General features: G+C 57.0%; 12 protein-coding genes and 1 tRNA gene. 4 read left to right on the top strand and 9 right to left on the bottom strand.

Annotation, left to right across the window (positions count from 1 at the left end):
- Window positions 1–88: 88 nt before the first annotated feature.
- The gene (gene mfd / locus FIU93_RS19810) at window positions 89–3,574 is read right to left on the bottom strand and encodes a transcription-repair coupling factor (protein ID WP_152506506.1); all 3,486 of its coding nucleotides are present in this window, start codon (window positions 3,572–3,574) and stop codon (window positions 89–91) included.
- A gap of 17 nt (window positions 3,575–3,591) precedes the next feature.
- A complete protein-coding gene (locus FIU93_RS19805) occupies window positions 3,592–3,909 on the bottom strand; it encodes a succinate dehydrogenase assembly factor 2 (protein WP_152506505.1) in 318 nt (105 codons plus the stop codon).
- Window positions 3,910–4,140: 231 nt separating this feature from the next.
- Between FIU93_RS19805 and recG the strand changes: the two genes are divergently transcribed.
- Window positions 4,141–6,243, top strand: coding sequence for an ATP-dependent DNA helicase RecG (gene recG / locus FIU93_RS19800; protein ID WP_152506504.1), 2,103 nt, complete (start codon window positions 4,141–4,143; stop codon window positions 6,241–6,243).
- Window positions 6,244–6,386: 143 nt separating this feature from the next.
- Here the strand turns inward: recG and FIU93_RS19795 are convergent, their stop codons facing one another.
- Window positions 6,387–7,124, bottom strand: coding sequence for a DUF502 domain-containing protein (locus tag FIU93_RS19795; RefSeq protein ID WP_055654395.1), 738 nt, complete (start codon window positions 7,122–7,124; stop codon window positions 6,387–6,389).
- Between the two features lie 122 nt (window positions 7,125–7,246).
- Between FIU93_RS19795 and FIU93_RS19790 the strand changes: the two genes are divergently transcribed.
- Entirely contained in the window at window positions 7,247–7,666 is a 420-nt protein-coding gene (locus FIU93_RS19790; protein ID WP_022998561.1) for a YbaN family protein, read from the top strand.
- Window positions 7,667–7,675: 9 nt separating this feature from the next.
- Here FIU93_RS19790 and FIU93_RS19785 read toward each other — a convergent pair whose 3' ends face one another.
- From FIU93_RS19785 to glmU, 3 genes are all read right to left on the bottom strand, one after another.
- Window positions 7,676–8,116 carry a GNAT family acetyltransferase gene (locus FIU93_RS19785; RefSeq protein ID WP_152506503.1) on the bottom strand — a complete coding sequence of 147 codons (441 nt, stop codon included), beginning with the start codon at window positions 8,114–8,116 and terminating at the stop codon, window positions 7,676–7,678.
- Between the two features lie 3 nt (window positions 8,117–8,119).
- Window positions 8,120–9,946 carry a glutamine--fructose-6-phosphate transaminase (isomerizing) gene (glmS, locus tag FIU93_RS19780; RefSeq protein WP_055654399.1) on the bottom strand — a complete coding sequence of 609 codons (1,827 nt, stop codon included), beginning with the start codon at window positions 9,944–9,946 and terminating at the stop codon, window positions 8,120–8,122.
- 117 nt (window positions 9,947–10,063) lie between these two features.
- On the bottom strand, window positions 10,064–11,419 hold the full coding sequence (glmU, locus tag FIU93_RS19775) for a bifunctional UDP-N-acetylglucosamine diphosphorylase/glucosamine-1-phosphate N-acetyltransferase GlmU (protein WP_152506502.1): 1,356 nt from the start codon (window positions 11,417–11,419) through the stop codon (window positions 10,064–10,066).
- 182 nt (window positions 11,420–11,601) lie between these two features.
- Here glmU and FIU93_RS19770 point away from each other — a divergent pair, with 182 nt between their 5' ends.
- On the top strand, window positions 11,602–12,867 hold the full coding sequence (locus FIU93_RS19770; RefSeq protein ID WP_152506501.1) for a hypothetical protein: 1,266 nt from the start codon (window positions 11,602–11,604) through the stop codon (window positions 12,865–12,867).
- A 70-nt stretch (window positions 12,868–12,937) separates the two neighbouring features.
- Here FIU93_RS19770 and FIU93_RS19765 read toward each other — a convergent pair whose 3' ends face one another.
- The 3 genes from FIU93_RS19765 to FIU93_RS19755 form a co-directional block, all read right to left on the bottom strand.
- Complete coding sequence (locus FIU93_RS19765) at window positions 12,938–13,678, bottom strand: cytochrome c biogenesis protein CcdA (RefSeq protein WP_022998556.1); 741 nt, start codon at window positions 13,676–13,678, stop codon at window positions 12,938–12,940.
- A 126-nt stretch (window positions 13,679–13,804) separates the two neighbouring features.
- A complete protein-coding gene (locus FIU93_RS19760; RefSeq protein ID WP_209010174.1) occupies window positions 13,805–14,767 on the bottom strand; it encodes a TAXI family TRAP transporter solute-binding subunit in 963 nt (320 codons plus the stop codon).
- 448 nt (window positions 14,768–15,215) lie between these two features.
- Window positions 15,216–15,509, bottom strand: a complete 294-nt coding sequence (locus FIU93_RS19755) for a hypothetical protein (RefSeq protein ID WP_031268452.1) — start codon at window positions 15,507–15,509, stop codon at window positions 15,216–15,218.
- 371 nt (window positions 15,510–15,880) lie between these two features.
- Between FIU93_RS19755 and FIU93_RS19750 the strand changes: the two genes are divergently transcribed.
- A tRNA-Lys gene (locus FIU93_RS19750) sits at window positions 15,881–15,956 on the top strand.
- Window positions 15,957–16,188 lie beyond the last annotated feature (232 nt).

Raw genomic sequence — 16,188 nt, 5'->3', positions numbered from 1 at the left:
AACCACACCTTCAGTGCGATTTTAGGCTGGCCCCTGCTCGGGTCCACGCCTTCGTTCCACACGTATGAGCAAGCCGGCGAACTCTGCCTCAGGCGGCTGCCAGGCGCGCCAGCTTGGTCAGCACCGTTGCGGTTCCTTTCAAACGCGCGTCGGTTTTATCCCAATCGCGCGTCAGGACCACCTTCTGATCCGGTCGGATCTTCGCAAGGACACCCTGCTCGGCAATGTAGGAAACCAGACCGGCCGGATTGGAGAATTCGCTATTGCGGAACGTGATGACGATCCCTTTCGGCCCGGCATCGACCTTCTCGACATTGGCCTTGCGACAAAGCCCCTTGATGAAGACGATCTTGAGGAGATGCTGCACTTCTTCCGGCAACGGTCCAAAGCGGTCGATCAGTTCCGCGCCGAAGGAATCGATTTCCTCCGCCTCGGTGACATCGCCCAAACGGCGGTAAAGCTGCAGACGCAGTTGCAGGTCGGCGACGTAGTTTTCCGGGATAAGCACAGGCGTGCCGATGTTGATTTGAGGTGACCACTGCTCGTCGCCAAAATCCGCGCCACCATCCTTGAGCTGGGCAACCGCCTCTTCCAGCATCTGCTGGTACAGTTCAAATCCGACTTCCTTGATATGCCCGGACTGCTCCTCACCAAGCAGGTTCCCGGCCCCGCGAATGTCGAGATCGTGACTGGCCAGCTGGAAGCCTGCACCCAGCGTTTCGAGAGACTGAAGGACTTTCAATCGGCGCTCGGCAGTCGCCGTCAACGTCTTGTTGGCAGGAACCGTAAAGAGCGCGTAGGCGCGGGTCTTGGACCGGCCGACACGGCCGCGCAGCTGGTAGAGCTGCGCAAGGCCGAACATATCCGCCCGGTGCACGATCAACGTGTTCGCGGTCGGAATATCCAGCCCGGATTCCACGATCGTTGTCGACAGCAGGACGTTGTACTTGCCCTCATAGAAGGCGTTCATGACGTCTTCCAGTTCCCCCGGAGGCATCTGGCCGTGGGCAACCGCCACTTTCAGTTCAGGCACCTGATTTTCAAGGAACTCGAGGCGCTCTGCAATGTCGGCAAGGCGCGGACAGACATAGAAGCTCTGCCCGCCTCTGTAATGCTCGCGCAGAAGGGCTTCTCGCACCACCAACGGATCGAACGGCGAAACGAACGTGCGCACTGCCAGCCGGTCCACAGGCGGCGTTGCGATCAGCGACAGTTCGCGTACCCCGGTCAGCGCAAGCTGCAAGGTCCGCGGGATCGGTGTCGCCGATAGCGTCAACACGTGAACGTCCGATTTCAGCTCCTTCAGCCGCTCCTTGTGCTTGACCCCGAAATGCTGCTCCTCGTCGATGATAAGAAGGCCGAGATCCCGGAATTCGATGGACTTTCCCAGCAACGCATGGGTGCCGACGACAATATCGACTGACCCGTCCGTGATGCCTTTCTTGGTCAGGCTCAGTTGCTTGGTGGGCACCAGGCGGGATGCATGGGCTACGTTGATCGGCAAGCCATGAAAGCGCTCGGAGAAGGTCTTGAAGTGCTGACGGGCCAAAAGGGTCGTAGGTACCACCACCGCAACCTGGCGCCCGGACATGGCGGCAATGAAAGCTGCACGAAGTGCCACTTCCGTCTTGCCGAATCCAACGTCGCCGCAAACCAGCCGATCCATTGGCCGCCCCGAAGACAGATCGTCGAAAACCGCATCGATCGCCGTAAGCTGATCGTCTGTTTCCTCGTAGGGGAATCGCGTCGCGAACTCGTCGTAGACGCCTTCCGGTGTTTCCACCACCGGCGCAGTCTTGAGAGCGCGTTGAGCTGCTGTCTTTATCAGGCCGTCGGCGATTTCCAGAATGCGCTTCTTGAGCTTGGCCTTGCGTGCCTGCCAGGCACCGCCACCGAGCTTGTCGAGCTGGGCTTCCTGGTCTTCCGAGCCATAGCGGGACAGAAGCTCGATGTTTTCGACCGGAAGATAGAGTTTATCGCCACCGGCATATTGAAGTTCCAGGCAGTCATGCGGCGCGCCGACTGCTTCGATCGTTTTCAGACCGATGAACCTGCCGATACCGTGGTCCACGTGAACGACGAGATCGCCTTCCGAAAGTCCCGTCGCTTCGGTAATGACGTTGGCGCCTTTGGACTTGCGACGCGACTTGCGAACCAGCCTGTCGCCGAGAATGTCCTGCTCGCCGATGAAGACGACGTCATTGAGCTCAAAGCCATGCTCGATGCCCAGTACACACAGCGCGGTTGTCTTGGCGGGAAGGCCCTCGATGTCCTTCAGCGTGTCCGCATTCTTGACCGCTCCAAGACCATGGTCTTCAAGAATCTGGCCGAGACGGTCGCGCGAACCTTCTGACCAGCAGGCAATCACCGTGCGTTTGCCTTGCTTTTGCAGTTGGCGCACGTGAGTTGTCAGCGCGTCAAAAATGTTGATGTCGCCCGCTGCCCTTTCGGCAGCAAAACTCCGGCCCTGACGCCCACCCAGTTCGACAATCCTCTTGCCGCTGCCTGGCGGCGGCGTAAAGGGATCAAGTGCGGCGCTTGCGCGGTCGGCGACAGCTGCACGCCATTCCTCTTCGGTGACATAGAGACTGGCCGGCTCCACCGGCATGTAAGGCACCGTTCCGGCGCTTGTCCCCATTTCGCGCGCTTCCTGACGTGCGCGGTAGTATTCCGTGACCTGGTCAACGCGTTCGCGGACTGCGTCACTCATGCTGGTGTCCAGAACGACAGGCGTATCGCCGATGTAATCGAACAGACTTTCCAGTCGGTCGTGGAACAGTGGCAGCCAATGCTCCATGCCTGCGTATCGGCGACCGTCACTGATCGACTGATAGAGCACGTCTTCTCGGCTGGCTGCACCAAAATTGGCAAGATAGGAACGACGGAAGCGGGAGATGGCTTCCTCGGACAATACGACCTCGCTCATCGGAACCAGGTCAAGGCGTTTCAGCTGTTTGGAGGTTCTCTGTGTTTCCGCGTTGAATGAGCGGATCGATTCAAGGGTATCGCCGAAGAAATCGAGCCGCACGGGCTCCTCCGCTCCAGGCGCGAAGAGATCAACAATACCGCCTCGAACAGCATATTCACCGGTTTCACGAACGGTCGGAGTTCGCGAAAAACCGTTCATCTCCAGCCATGTGGAGATCGCTCCCATGTCGACCCGGTTACCCGGTGCCATGGAGAAGGTCTGGTCGGCCATGAAAGAGCGCTCGGGAACACGCTGAAGTGCCGCGTTGAGCGTTGTCATCAGTACGGTTTTCTTGCCGTCCGTCATGCCACGCGCAAGTTGGCCGAGCGCCAGCAAGCGGCGTGCACTGATCGCAGAGTTGGGCGAAACGCGGTCGTATGGCAGGCAATCCCAGGCGGGCAACTGCAGGATTTCGACCTCGGGATCGAAGAACTGAAGTGCTTCGCTGACCATGGCCATGCGCGTGGCGTCGCGAGCGACAAATACCAGGGCAAGACCCTGCGCCCGGGTTTCGGCGAGCAGCCTTGCAAGAGCGTAGCTTTCGGCCCCATCCGGAACGCCGGCAAGCGTCACGTTGGCCTGATCCTTCAGCAGGCTGTCAAACACAGCTGGCGTCCTTGTTGTTATCTGCCAAACCCGGCCGGACCGGCGGCTTCATGATAGGCAATGATGCGGCGGTAAAGCGGACCGTCCCACTCCTGCGGCAAGGGCTTGCGACCTGTCATCCAGGCGTACAGATCCTGGTCATGCGCTGTCAGCAAGTGCTCGAGTTCCAGGAGTTCTTCTTCCGTGAGGCTGTCGATCTTGGCATCCGCGAATCCACCCAACAGCAGATCCATTTCCTTCATGCCCCGATGCCAGCACCGAAACAGTATTTTCTTGCGCCGGGAATCCCGTTCGCCACCATTGGTATCGACGTGTGCGCCGGACGTTTCGGACATGAGAAACAGACCTATGAGAAGCTGACCGGCCTTTAGGCAAAGGCAGTATTGTTTTCGCCGATATCGGCCGGACGAGTGATTTCGTGTCGGTTATATAGCGCCAGAGAACGAGCTTGTCAGCGCCCAGTTCACAGAATGTTCTATTTGTTGCGCAGCGCTCCGCCTTCGTGGCAGAACAGGGGTTCGTGATACCGAATACCCTGCCGTCTCTCGAAGGTTTACACGCCGAACATGCGCCCGCCGGTCCTCGATCCCCTGTTTGCCCCGGTTTCGACTTTGCCTGGAATCGGGCCAAAGATCGAAAAGCTGGTGTCCGGCCTCGTCGGCAGCCAGCCGGACCGTGATGCGACCGTTGCTGATCTGCTTTTTCATATTCCTCATAGCCTTATAGACCGGCGGCACCGCCCGGGCATCGCCTATTCGGAAAATGGCGACATCGTCACACTGGATGTCACCATCGGCCGGCACATGGCGCCCCCCCGGCATTCGAAAGCACCCTACCGGATCAACGCCTACGACGAGACAGGCCAGATCACCTTTGTCTTCTTTCACCCGCGCCATGACTGGCTGGAGAAAACTTTTCCCGAAGGCGAACGAAGAATCGTGTCAGGCAAGGTCGAATGGTTCAACGAGCGCCCTCAGATGGTGCACCCGGACTATTCGCTGAAACCTGAGGAAGCGGAAGAAATGCCGGCGATCGAACCGGTCTATCCGTTAACCGCCGGTTTGAGTTCCAAAACCTTGCAAAAGGCTGTGCGGGCGGCTGTCGACCGTGTGCCTCACCTCCCGGAATGGCTGAATGACGCCCATCTTCACCAGACTGGCTGGCCGGACTTTGCAGAAGCCTTGAAGACACTGCATGCACCGCATGAACGCAACGACATCGACCCCGCCTCCCCCTTCATGCAGCGGCTTGCCTATGACGAGCTGCTCGCCAGCCAGTTGGCTCTTGCCATGGTGCGGGCACACATGCGTACGCTTGGCGGAATATCGCGACGCCCCAAAGGGGAACTGCAAAAAGCGGTGATAGCGTCACTGCCGTTTCAATTGACCGGCAGTCAGGCAAAAGCGATCGAAGAAATAAATGAAGACCTCGCCAAGCCGGTGCGCATGTTGCGGCTTCTGCAAGGCGATGTCGGCGCCGGCAAGACCGTTGTTGCGCTTGCCGCCCTGGCACAGGTGATAGAAACCGGTGCGCAAGGGGCCCTGATGGCGCCGACGGAAATTCTCGCCCGCCAGCACTACGCGTCGATGTTGCCACTGTGCGAAAAGGCAGGCATTCGCCTTGCCCTGATGACCGGAAAGGACAGCCAGAAGGAACGTCGCCTTCGACAGGAGCAGTTGGACGCAGGTGAGATCGACCTCGTAGTCGGCACCCACGCCCTTTTCCAGGGAACCGTGACTTTTCGCAATCTGGCCATGGTCGTCGTAGACGAGCAGCATCGCTTCGGTGTGCATCAACGGCTCGCCCTCTCAGCCAAGGGCAACGGCGTCGATGTTCTGGTCATGACTGCCACCCCTATTCCGAGAACGCTTGTGCTGACCGGCTTTGGCGACATGGACGTATCGCGCCTGACGGACAAGCCCGCGGGCCGCAAGCCCATCACAACCGTATCAGTGTCCCTGGACCGCCTGGACGAGATCATTGGCCGGGTTGGTGCAGCGGTCGCCGACGGACAGAAGGTCTATTGGGTATGTCCACTTGTGGAAGAATCCGAGAAGATCGACCTGGCCGCCGTTGAGGAGCGTCACCGGGTTCTGGAACATGCTCTTCGGCAACGCGTCTCACTGGTCCACGGCCGCATGAACGCCGACGAAAAAGATGCCGCCATGGCAGACTTCAAGTCCGGCGCAACCAAGGTGCTGGTGGCAACAACCGTTATTGAAGTCGGCGTTGATGTGCCTGATGCCACCATTATGGTGATCGAACACGCCGAACGTTTTGGCCTCGCGCAGTTGCACCAGCTGCGAGGCCGTGTCGGACGCGGTGACAAGCCCTCGTCCTGCGTCCTTCTTTACAAGGGACCGCTTGGAGAAACGGCTGGCGCGCGCCTCAACATCATGCGCCAGACCAACGATGGTTTCCTGATCGCGGAAGAAGATCTGAAGCTTCGCGGCGGTGGTGAAATTCTCGGCACCCGACAATCCGGCACGCCAGGTTTTCGTATCGCACGCGCCGACGAACACGCCGATCTGATGGAAGTTGCACGCGACGACGCGAGACTTATCCTTGAACTGGATCCGGATCTGAAAACCAAACGCGGCGAAGCTCTGCGGTGTCTTTTGTATCTGTTCGGCCGCGATGCCGCGATCAGGCTCCTCAGGGCCGGCTGACAAGTTCGAACAGCAGCAAGTCAATACCCAGGTGTCGGCACGACTACACCAGCAGCCATTTGAGCCAATCGTACGTAAGTCGGCAAGGACGCCTGACGACGTAGGGCAAAGCGAATAATGGATTAGATTGCTTGCTAACGCACTCAGGCGTCTTCAGAGCTTCTCACCCGCTCCAGCTGCGCCGGATCGACAATATCGTCTGCGAGAATTTCCGGATATTTCGGATTGACCAGACCAGCCGAGATCACGAGCTTTGCGGCATCTTCGACACTCATGTCCAGTTCAATCACATCTTCCTTGGGAACAAACAGCAGAAAGCCCGATGTCGGGTTCGGCGTAGTCGGCAGGAACACGGAAAGTGTATCGGCCTTGTCCTTGAGCCGGCGCTCCACTTCGCCCTTGGTGTCGGTGGAGATGAACACAATCGCCCAGAGGCCTCTGCGCGGATATTCAATCAGTGCAGCTGTGGTAAAGCTGCTTCCGCGCTGATCAAGCACTGTCTCAAAAATCTGCTTCAAGCCACTGTAAATGTTACGAACGAGCGGCATGCGACCGACGATTTTTTCGCCAACCGAGATAAGACTGCGCCCAAGGAAGTTTGCTGCAAGAAAGCCGACGACCGTGAGGACAAACACTGCAACAATGAGCCCGAAACCGGGTATCGGAAAAGGCAGGTAGGTGTCCGGATTGTAAATCTTGGGTACAAACGGCTTGACCCAGCCGTCCACCCATTTGATGAAGGTCCAAGTCAACCACAGGGTAATGCCGATCGGGCCGGCGATGACCAGCCCTGTCAGGAAGTAGTTGCGAAGACGTGTTGCCGCACCCGGCCGATGGCCTATCTTGTGCGCGTCTTCTGCTTTATGTTTGTGTCGGCTCATGGGTTAAACCCGAAACTTCCCTGTGTGTGCTCGTCTTTTCAACTGACCCGCAATTAGATAAGCATCTTTATCGCAGTGCGGTATCCTTCGCTTGATTTATTTTTCAGCGATGTATTCAAATTATGCCGGATTTGGAGGCAGTGTTGCGGCGGACCACGTTCAAACTTCTGGGAACCGGATGTGTCGGCCTCGGGATTGTCGGTGCGTTCCTTCCCATTCTGCCGAGCACGATCTTCTTCATCCTTGCCGCTGCCTGTTTTGCCAGATCCTCTCCCGCGCTTGAGGCGCGCATCCTCAACCACCCTATCTTCGGGCCGCCAGTGATTGCCTGGCGCGAACATGGCGCGATCCCGCCGAAGGCAAAGATCTTCGCCATTTCCGGAATGACCTTCGGATATTGCGTCTTCTATCTTTCAGCCCATCCTGACCTGTGGCTTGCCATAGGTGTCGGACTGTTCATGATCGGCTGCGCAGCCTACGTCCTGTCTCGTCCATCGGGCCCGGGCAACAACCCTCCCGACGGTTGCAAGGATCCGTCATAGGTCGACGGGCTAAATGTCTGGAATAAGCCGCTTCCCAAGGGAAACAGCGCTTTCCTCCGCATATCCGAGTTGTTCGTAAAACCGCAGAACCTTGTCGTTGTCCTGACGTACCATAAGGTTGATCTTCGGACAGCCCTTCGCAACCAGGAATGCCTCGCAGCGGCTCATCAGCATTTTCCCAAGGCCCACCGTCTGACATTCGGGATCGACTGAAAGATAGTTGATCGAGCCGCGGTGGCCGTCATACCCGGCCATGACGGACCCGATAAGCCTGTCCCCGCGCAGAAGCACGAAGAAGGCACCGTTTTCGTCGGTCTGCTTGCGGTCGATGTCCTTGTCCGGATCATTCCAGGGGCGCGTCAGGCCACATTTCTCCCAGAGCGCAATGACGTCGGCTCTGTACCGCTCCTCGAAGGGCAAAACCCGATCTTGCGTGCTTTTGCTGTCCATGGACTATTCAACCGTCACGGATTTGGCCAGGTTCCTCGGCTGATCGACATCGGTGCCCATGAAGACAGCCGTGTGGTAGGCAATGAGTTGAACAGGCAACGCGTAGATGATCGGCGCAACGATATCCGACATGTCCGGCAGAATGACGGTATTTTCGGCCGCATTGCCACACTCCGACGCACCGCGCTCGTCTGTGATGAGCACGATCCGTCCGCCGCGCGCGGCCACTTCCTGCATGTTGGAAACGGTTTTCTCGTAAATCGCGTCAAAGGGCGCGATCACGAAAACCGGCATGTTTTCATCAATGAGGGCTATAGGACCGTGCTTGAGTTCCCCGGCAGCGTAGCCTTCTGCGTGGATGTAGGAGAGCTCCTTGAGCTTCAGCGCGCCTTCCAGAGCAAGCGGGAAATTTGTTGCCCGGCCGAGGTAAAGTGCATTGCTTGCCTTGGAGAGCGGATGCGCCAGTTTCTCGATATCGCTTTCACGGGCCAGGGCCTTGAGAGCGAGGCTCGGCACTTCGATCAATTCCGCGACAAGCTCCTGCTCCCGCTCTGGCGTCAGCACGCCGCGCTCCCGTCCGGCCTGCAGGGCAAGTCCGGCGAGCACCGCAAGCTGACACGTGAAGGCCTTTGTCGAGGCAACGCCGATTTCAGGTCCGGCAATGGTCTGGAAAACCCTGTCGGCTTCACGGGCTATCGTGCTTTCCGGAACATTGACGATCGCGCCGATGGTGGCACCATTCGTCTTGCAGTAGCGCAGTGAGGCGAGCGTGTCTGCAGTTTCACCAGACTGGGAAATCACCAGCGCCGTGTCCTTGTCGCTCACCGGTGTTTCGCGATAGCGGAACTCGCTGGCGATATCGATCTCCACGGGAAGACGGGCGTATTTCTCGAACCAGTATTTGGACACCAGACCGGCAAGATACGCTGTCCCGCAGGCCGTGATGATCAGGCGTGACAGGTCCTTGAACTTGAGTTGGTCAGCCCCTTCCACACGGGCCCGCTTGGTCGTGTAATCGAAATAGCGTGACAGCGTGTGGCCCAGCACTTCCGGCTGCTCGTGGATTTCCTTGGCCATGAAGTGCTTGTAGTTGCCCTTGTCCATAAGACTGGAGGTGACAGACGACCTTGCTTCCGGGCGCGTGACAGGCTGGTTCGCCTGATCAAAGATCTCAACACCCGCCCTTGTGATGACGGCCCAATCGCCCTCATCAAGATAGGTAATCCGGTCGGTAAACGGCGACAGGGCGATGGCATCGGACCCGAAGAACATTTCCCCGTCTCCATGCCCGACAGCAAGCGGCGATCCTTTGCGGGCACCGATAAGAAGATCTTCCTCACCGGAAAACAGCATCGCCAATGCAAAAGCACCCTTCAGGCGCGGCAGAACCTGTGCAACAGCATCGCGAGGAGAAAGTCCGTTGGCCATCGCCAGATTGACCAGATGGGCCACAACTTCTGTGTCGGTTTCGGTATTCAGCACGGCGCCGGCAGCGACGATTTCCTCTCGCAGTTCCAGATAATTTTCGATGATACCATTATGAACGACGGCCACCGAGCCGGCCTGGTGCGGGTGGGCATTGGCAACAGTTGGTGCGCCGTGTGTTGCCCACCGTGTGTGACCGATCCCGGAGATGCCTGTCAGGGGGGACTTTTCGAGAACAGCTTCAAGATTGCGCAGCTTGCCTTCCGCCCTGCGGCGCACGATGGCACCATCCACCAATGTGGCAACGCCAGCAGAATCATAGCCCCGGTATTCCAGCCGCTTCAGCGAATCCACGATCCGCGGCGCCGCATCAACCGTTCCCAACACGCCAACAATGCCACACATGCAAAAAGCCCTTTAAAAATGGATCCAACGGACCGCACTGCTTTAGACGACAGCGCCTGCCAACCAGAAATCAATCCCTGTTTCATTAAATGACAAGGGTCGAGAATTGTATGAAAGTCAGGATTTGGTTTCCTTGGCAGCCTTCAGCCGCTCCCGCAGCTGTTTTGCCTTGCCTTCCTTGACGATCTGCCGAGCACGGCCAAATGCCATGGAATCCTGGTCCACATCATCGGTGATCACGCTTCCGGCAGCGACAAAAGTCCCACTGCCAAGGCTGACCGGTGCCACCAGCGTGGAATTGGAACCGACAAAACTGCCCGCTCCAATCTCTGTCCGGTGTTTCAGGTAGCCGTCGTAATTGCAGGTAATCGTGCCAGCACCAATGTTCGACTTCGAACCGACACTGGCGTCGCCGATGTAACTGAGATGATTGGCCTTGGCACCGTCTTCGAAGGTCGTGTTTTTGACTTCGACAAAGTTGCCGACACGGGTGTCGGCCCCCAGAATCGCACCGGGCCGCAGACGGGCATAGGGGCCAACAGCGCTGTTCCTGCCAACGGATGCCCCCTCAAGGTGACTGAAGGCGCGGATCCTTGCTCCGCTTGCGACCCTTACCCCCGTGGCGAAGACGACATTCTGCTCTACGACCACATCGGATTCCAGAACGGTATCATGCGAGAAATAAACCGTGTGCGGAGCAAGCAATGTGCAGCCGTTTTCCAAAGCGAAATTACGCATACGAACCTGGAAATCCTCTTCACAGGCAGCCAGCTGAGCACGTGTATTGATGCCTTGCGTTTCGACTTCCGAGCCGGAAACCGCAACAACCTTCAAGCCCCTGCTGTTGGCGATTTCAACCGCGTCCGTCAGGTAAAATTCGCTTTTGGCATTGGCATTGCCAATCGCATCCAACAAAGAAAGCGCATGCTGCCCCGAGAAACCCATGATGCCGGAGTTGCAGAACGTGATCCTCCGTTCTGCGTCCGAGGCGTCCTTCTCTTCCCGAATGGCAACCAGTTGCCCGTTATCGGTCAGCAACCGGCCATAGCCGAATGGTTGTTGGGTTTCGAACCCAAGCACGGCCAGATCTGCGCCATCCGACAAGGCCCGTCGAACTTTGCCGATCGTGTCTGCCGTTACCAGTGGAGTGTCGCCGAACAGGATCAGGACATCGTCTGAAGGCGGGGCCAGCGCAGACCGGGCGGCAAGCGCCGCGTGAGCCGTACCCAGCCTCTCGTGCTGGACATGACAATGCGCTTCCGGCGCAAGGTTTTGAACCAGCTTTTCAAGCTCGGGCATATCTGGGCCGGTTACGACGGAAATTCGGTCAGAGCCAGCCTGTTTCAGGGTCTTTACCACATGCCCGACCAACGGCAGTCCGCCGATCTCATGCATCACCTTTGGCAGGTTGGATTTCATCCGGGTGCCGAGTCCGGCGGCCAGAACAATCGAAAGGCAAGAACGGGAAGTCATCAAAGGTCCACTGTCAATTTTTCGGGCATCACCCACACAAGTCGGCCTCTATATGCCCCGATCCACAGAACATTGAAAGATCTGACTTCCTGAGTGCTTCGGTTTGCTTTTCATTAACCATAATGCACACCTGATGAGGTATCTTCTTTGAGATTCGATTTCAGGCTCGGAAAGCAGGACTTTTGGCAAAACGGAAGGCACAAAAATCTGTTCGGGACGTTGTCCGGGATACGTTCACGCCTTCGCGTGTCGGCCTGCTTTCCTGGGCATTTGCGGCCGTTTGCATGGGAACTGTCGGCCTTGCTTCCTATCAGTTCAGCAACGCCCACGGCCAGTTCACACCGAAGTTCGATTTCCCGACGGGATTAGCCCTGCCCCCAATCGGAAGCGTGGGTTCAACTGCCTCCATCACGTCAACTTCCGGCAGAGGGGTGCCGATAGAAGTCATGCAGTTGCCGGAAGATAGCGATCACGCCCCCCTTCCCGGCCTGGACCAGAGCCAGATCGCGGTGCTGCAGAAAGAAATCGTCGGGTTGCGCCGACGCCTTAGCGCACTTGCCGAACAAAATCTTGCGTATTCGCGCCGCATCGCTGCACTGGAGAAGGAAGCCTCTTTTTCCAGGCTTTCTGAAACGGGAAATACCGACAGAGACAGCGGCGAACCAGTGGAACCGAGCCCGGGTATCGTCCGCACCGAGGTGACGGAAAAACTGGAAAAACCACTTCCCGTCCCCGTAGCGTCGCCAAAAGCAAAACGCGATGCTTCAAAGCTGAACCAGACGACTTCTGCGGCACCAGATCGGGTGGAAACCAAGAATCAATTTGCAACGCCTGCCCTTGACGTCCCCAAGGCGCCCCCCCGGATGGTCAGCATCGATTCCGGTGCCGCTCCAGTCGACGCGCCTACCCGAAGTTTCAATCCTGCCGAACCGGTCCGGATAGTCGACCTGCCAAGGGTAGATCTGCCCGCGCCAGGTGGCGAACCCCAAGCGACAGGTTCAATACCCTTGGCTGTCGAAGACAATACGCCTTCTACACCGCCCTCGCCGGAGCCGTTCGACGCAACACCTACCCAGACGACAAGTCGACCTGCGGTTATCACGCCTTCCAGTCCCGCCGGACGGCTTCGCGGTGGCGGTGACAGCAAACTGAAGCGAAGCGATTTCGGGGCGATTATCGGTCACTACAGCTCAACTGCTGCAGCAGCAAAAGCCTGGGCCGATTTCAAGAATCAAAATGCGGAACGCATGCGTGACCTTCGCCCGCTCCTGATGGAACGAAATACGCCTCAAGGCGGTATTGCCTTGATGGTCGGACCGTTTGCCAATGCGGCGGACGCTGCCGTTGCGTGTCTTCACCTGTTGGATGTGACTGAGCTCTGTCACCCGGCCCTGTTCGCGGGTGACCCGCTCGTGACTGCGGCGGAATTTCGCGACACGGCGTTTTAAGGCAACCTAATCTCGTTAGATTTCAGTCGGTTGATGCAATGCGCCAAGGCGAAGAACCTTGGCGCTGCGTTTACCCGATGGTCTGCAGCGCGGGGAACGTTTCCAGGAGCCAATAGGACAAGACCGCCATCTGCCCGGTCAGGAACATGACCCCGGTCAATACGAGAACGCCGCCCATGGTCTTTTCAACGACACCCATGTGCTTGCGGAACCGCCGCATGAACTTGAGAAACGGCGAAGCGAAAAGCGCTGCAATCAGGAACGGGATACCGAGGCCGAGTGCATACGCGCTCAAGAGCAAGGCTCCCTGCCCCACCGTTTCTTTTCCGCCAGCGACAAACAGAATGGCAGCCAGTATTGGGCCGACACAAGGTGTCCAGCCAAAGCCGAAGGCAAGGCCGATGACATAGGCGCCAAGCGGACCCGCAGGCTTTTTCTCCACGTGAACACGCGCTTCCTTGTAAAGCAGGCCTATGCGGAACACGCCAAGGAAATGCAGGCCCATAACGATGATCGCGGCGCCGGCAATATAGCTCAGGTAATCGAGATAGGCGCGAATGAACTGGCCAAGAAAACTGGCCGTCGCCCCCAGCAAAACGAACACGGTTGAAAAACCAAGCACAAAGAACAGGGCACTCAGAAACACCCGACGCGATGCAGCCGTGCTGTCTTCTGCTTCACCTGATAGTTGCTCCAGCGAAACGCCCGCAAGGAACCCCAGATAAGGTGGCACCAACGGCAGAACGCAAGGCGAGACAAAAGATAGGACACCGGCAAGTGCGGCGCCTATGATGGTGACTTCCTGGATCATTCGACATTCCGGTTGTTCAGGCAGCCCACCGGCAATCCGGCGAGGCTCGGAGCGACCTTATTAGCCGCTTCCCCGCTTTGACCAAAGACACAAGGTGCTCACCATTTGGAGAGCTGTGAACACCGGTCAGTTTGCCTTGGCCGGTGCGGTTGCGGGCACTAGGCCTTTTTCCTGGAAATAGGTCAATGCGCCAGGATGTAGCGGCGCCGGCATGCCGTAGGCAACCAGGTCATTTTCGGTCAGGCGGCCAAGTGCGGGATGCAGACGCTTGAAGCTGTCGAAATTTTCGAAAACCGCTTCTACGAGTGTTGTCACGATCGGTTCCGGCATGCGCGCAGACGTTACGAAGGTCGCGACAACGCCGAAGGAATCCACTGGCTGCGAAAGACCATAAAGGCCCGCAGGGATGTTGGCCGGCATGTAGTAGGGAACTTCTGTCAAAAGCTCGTCAACCGCCTTGCCATCGATACCAATCAGTCGAATATCGCAACGAGCCTGAGTTTCCTCGATCAACGCAGCCGGATGACCTATCAATTCGAAATAGGCATCAATTCTGCCTGAACAAAGCGCTTCAGACAGCTCCGATGTCTTGAGCTCTTCAAGATCTTCCTGATCACTCTGCGTCCAGCCAAGGCCGCTGATCAGTGCGTTCCAGGAAGCAGCGGACCCCGATCCCTTGCTGCCGATATTTATCTTTGCCTCTTTCAAATCATCGAAGACCCGATAAGAAGATTCGTCTCGAACGACGATTGTTGCGACTTCGGCATGAAGTGAAAAGATGGAGCGTAGCTCGTCAAACGGCCCGACCTCTTCAAAGGCAGAGGTCCCGAGAAATGCGTGATGCTGCCAGTCGGACTGTACATAACCAAAATCGATTTCACCGGAACGAATCTTATCGATATTGGCAATTGACCCCAGCGTGGTTTCGACTGAGCAACGAACGCCGTGGTCGGCGCGTGTCATGTTGACGATCTTGCAAGTCGCCCCGCCGGACGGATAGTAGACGCCGGTAACGCCGCCGGTGCCAATCGTGATGAAATGCTGTTCATCCGCACGCACGCCATCGATTGCACCGCTCAAAACCAACAATCCCGCTCCCAGAAGGGCGGTAAGACGGCTGCATGCGGTATTGGAACCGGACAACTGGCGCGTAAAGCACTGCGCTGCTACGAGGGTCTCCAGAGACTTTGCCAAATGTTCCGCCCTTCTGCCGCCGACAAATATGGCGGTATCCTTCAACAACGCGGCTACACACCGACCACAACAACCCAGCATCAGGCGCTGCAGTGCGACGCCTGCACATCTGGCTGCCGAGCACCCGCAAGATTACGCAATGTCGAAGGGATAGCAAAGGCGACGCGTCAACACCAGTTCGGGACGATCGGTTCAATCACAAGTTACCGAGCCCATGACTGGACCGATAGCGCAAACAGTTTGAAAAAATTTCTGGTCAGAACAAATTTCGATTGAACAAATGCTACGGACGAGAATATGCCACGGTCCCCAACCCCTTGGACCGGCCATACTCCAGACAGCGTCAGTTGTTTCGCCCTCCCCGGATTACCTCAAAGAGCTTCCCCTTTAGCTCTTCTTCAGCATCACCGTCGCGAAGGCCCTGCCGCCACTGGTCAAGGATGAGACGCAAGCCGAGCGTTTCCCGGCTATGCGGTAGGTCTCCGATAAACGACGCGAAAAACAGGTCGAGCCGTTCCCGGTCGATCAAGCCCTGGTCGATCAATCCGTGAATCAGCGTCATCGTCGCAGCGATGTGCCCTTTCACGAAATCGAACTCGACGGAGCTCGTGTGGGTGTCGATTGTCGTTGTGTGCATGTAACCTCTCATGTGCCTGATAACGTTACCTCACATAGCTTTATTGCGCTACCTGACAGTTTTCGCAGGAGAATGATCGTTATTTTCTTAGAAGCGAAAATTAGCAACTAGAGTTAAAAAGTGTAAAATCTACTGTACTTGATAATACTATCAATCGAAGGACCGTTGTTGCTAATAACATGTGCGAGAATTCACCATTTCCCGAATTTGGTTGTGTGTTTTCAACAGTGACCACTGAACAACGCTGTTTTTTGCTACCCTGTTGAAAAAATCGATTTTGCCTCTTGCATTGTCCTCAAGGTCGGCCTAAACACACGCCACCAACGCGGTGGCGCTGCAACAACGCACTGAACCGCTTCGGAAATTGGTGAGAGCCGATAGCTCAGCTGGTAGAGCAACTGACTTTTAATCAGTAGGTCCAGGGTTCGAACCCCTGTCGGCTCACCAATATTTCCAAAAGCTTAGCCTTAAAAATTTTAAGCTTGTAGTATCCACCGCTTGCGCGTCGCACGGTGGACGAGATCTGTATTTTCACTATCCAAGTTCGCGATCCCGAGACCTGAGAACTTGCTGGCATTTGACCTAAAAGCAAAGCCGGACAACCCATCTGGATCGCCCGGCCAAACTAACCTTAAGTAAGATTCAAACAACGCAAAACCGTTTGCCTATTGAAAATTTT

It is taken from the genome of Labrenzia sp. THAF35 (assembly GCF_009363595.1).
GTDB lineage: Bacteria > Pseudomonadota > Alphaproteobacteria > Rhizobiales > Stappiaceae > Roseibium > Roseibium algicola.
This window is presented reverse-complemented; position numbering and strand designations above follow the sequence as displayed.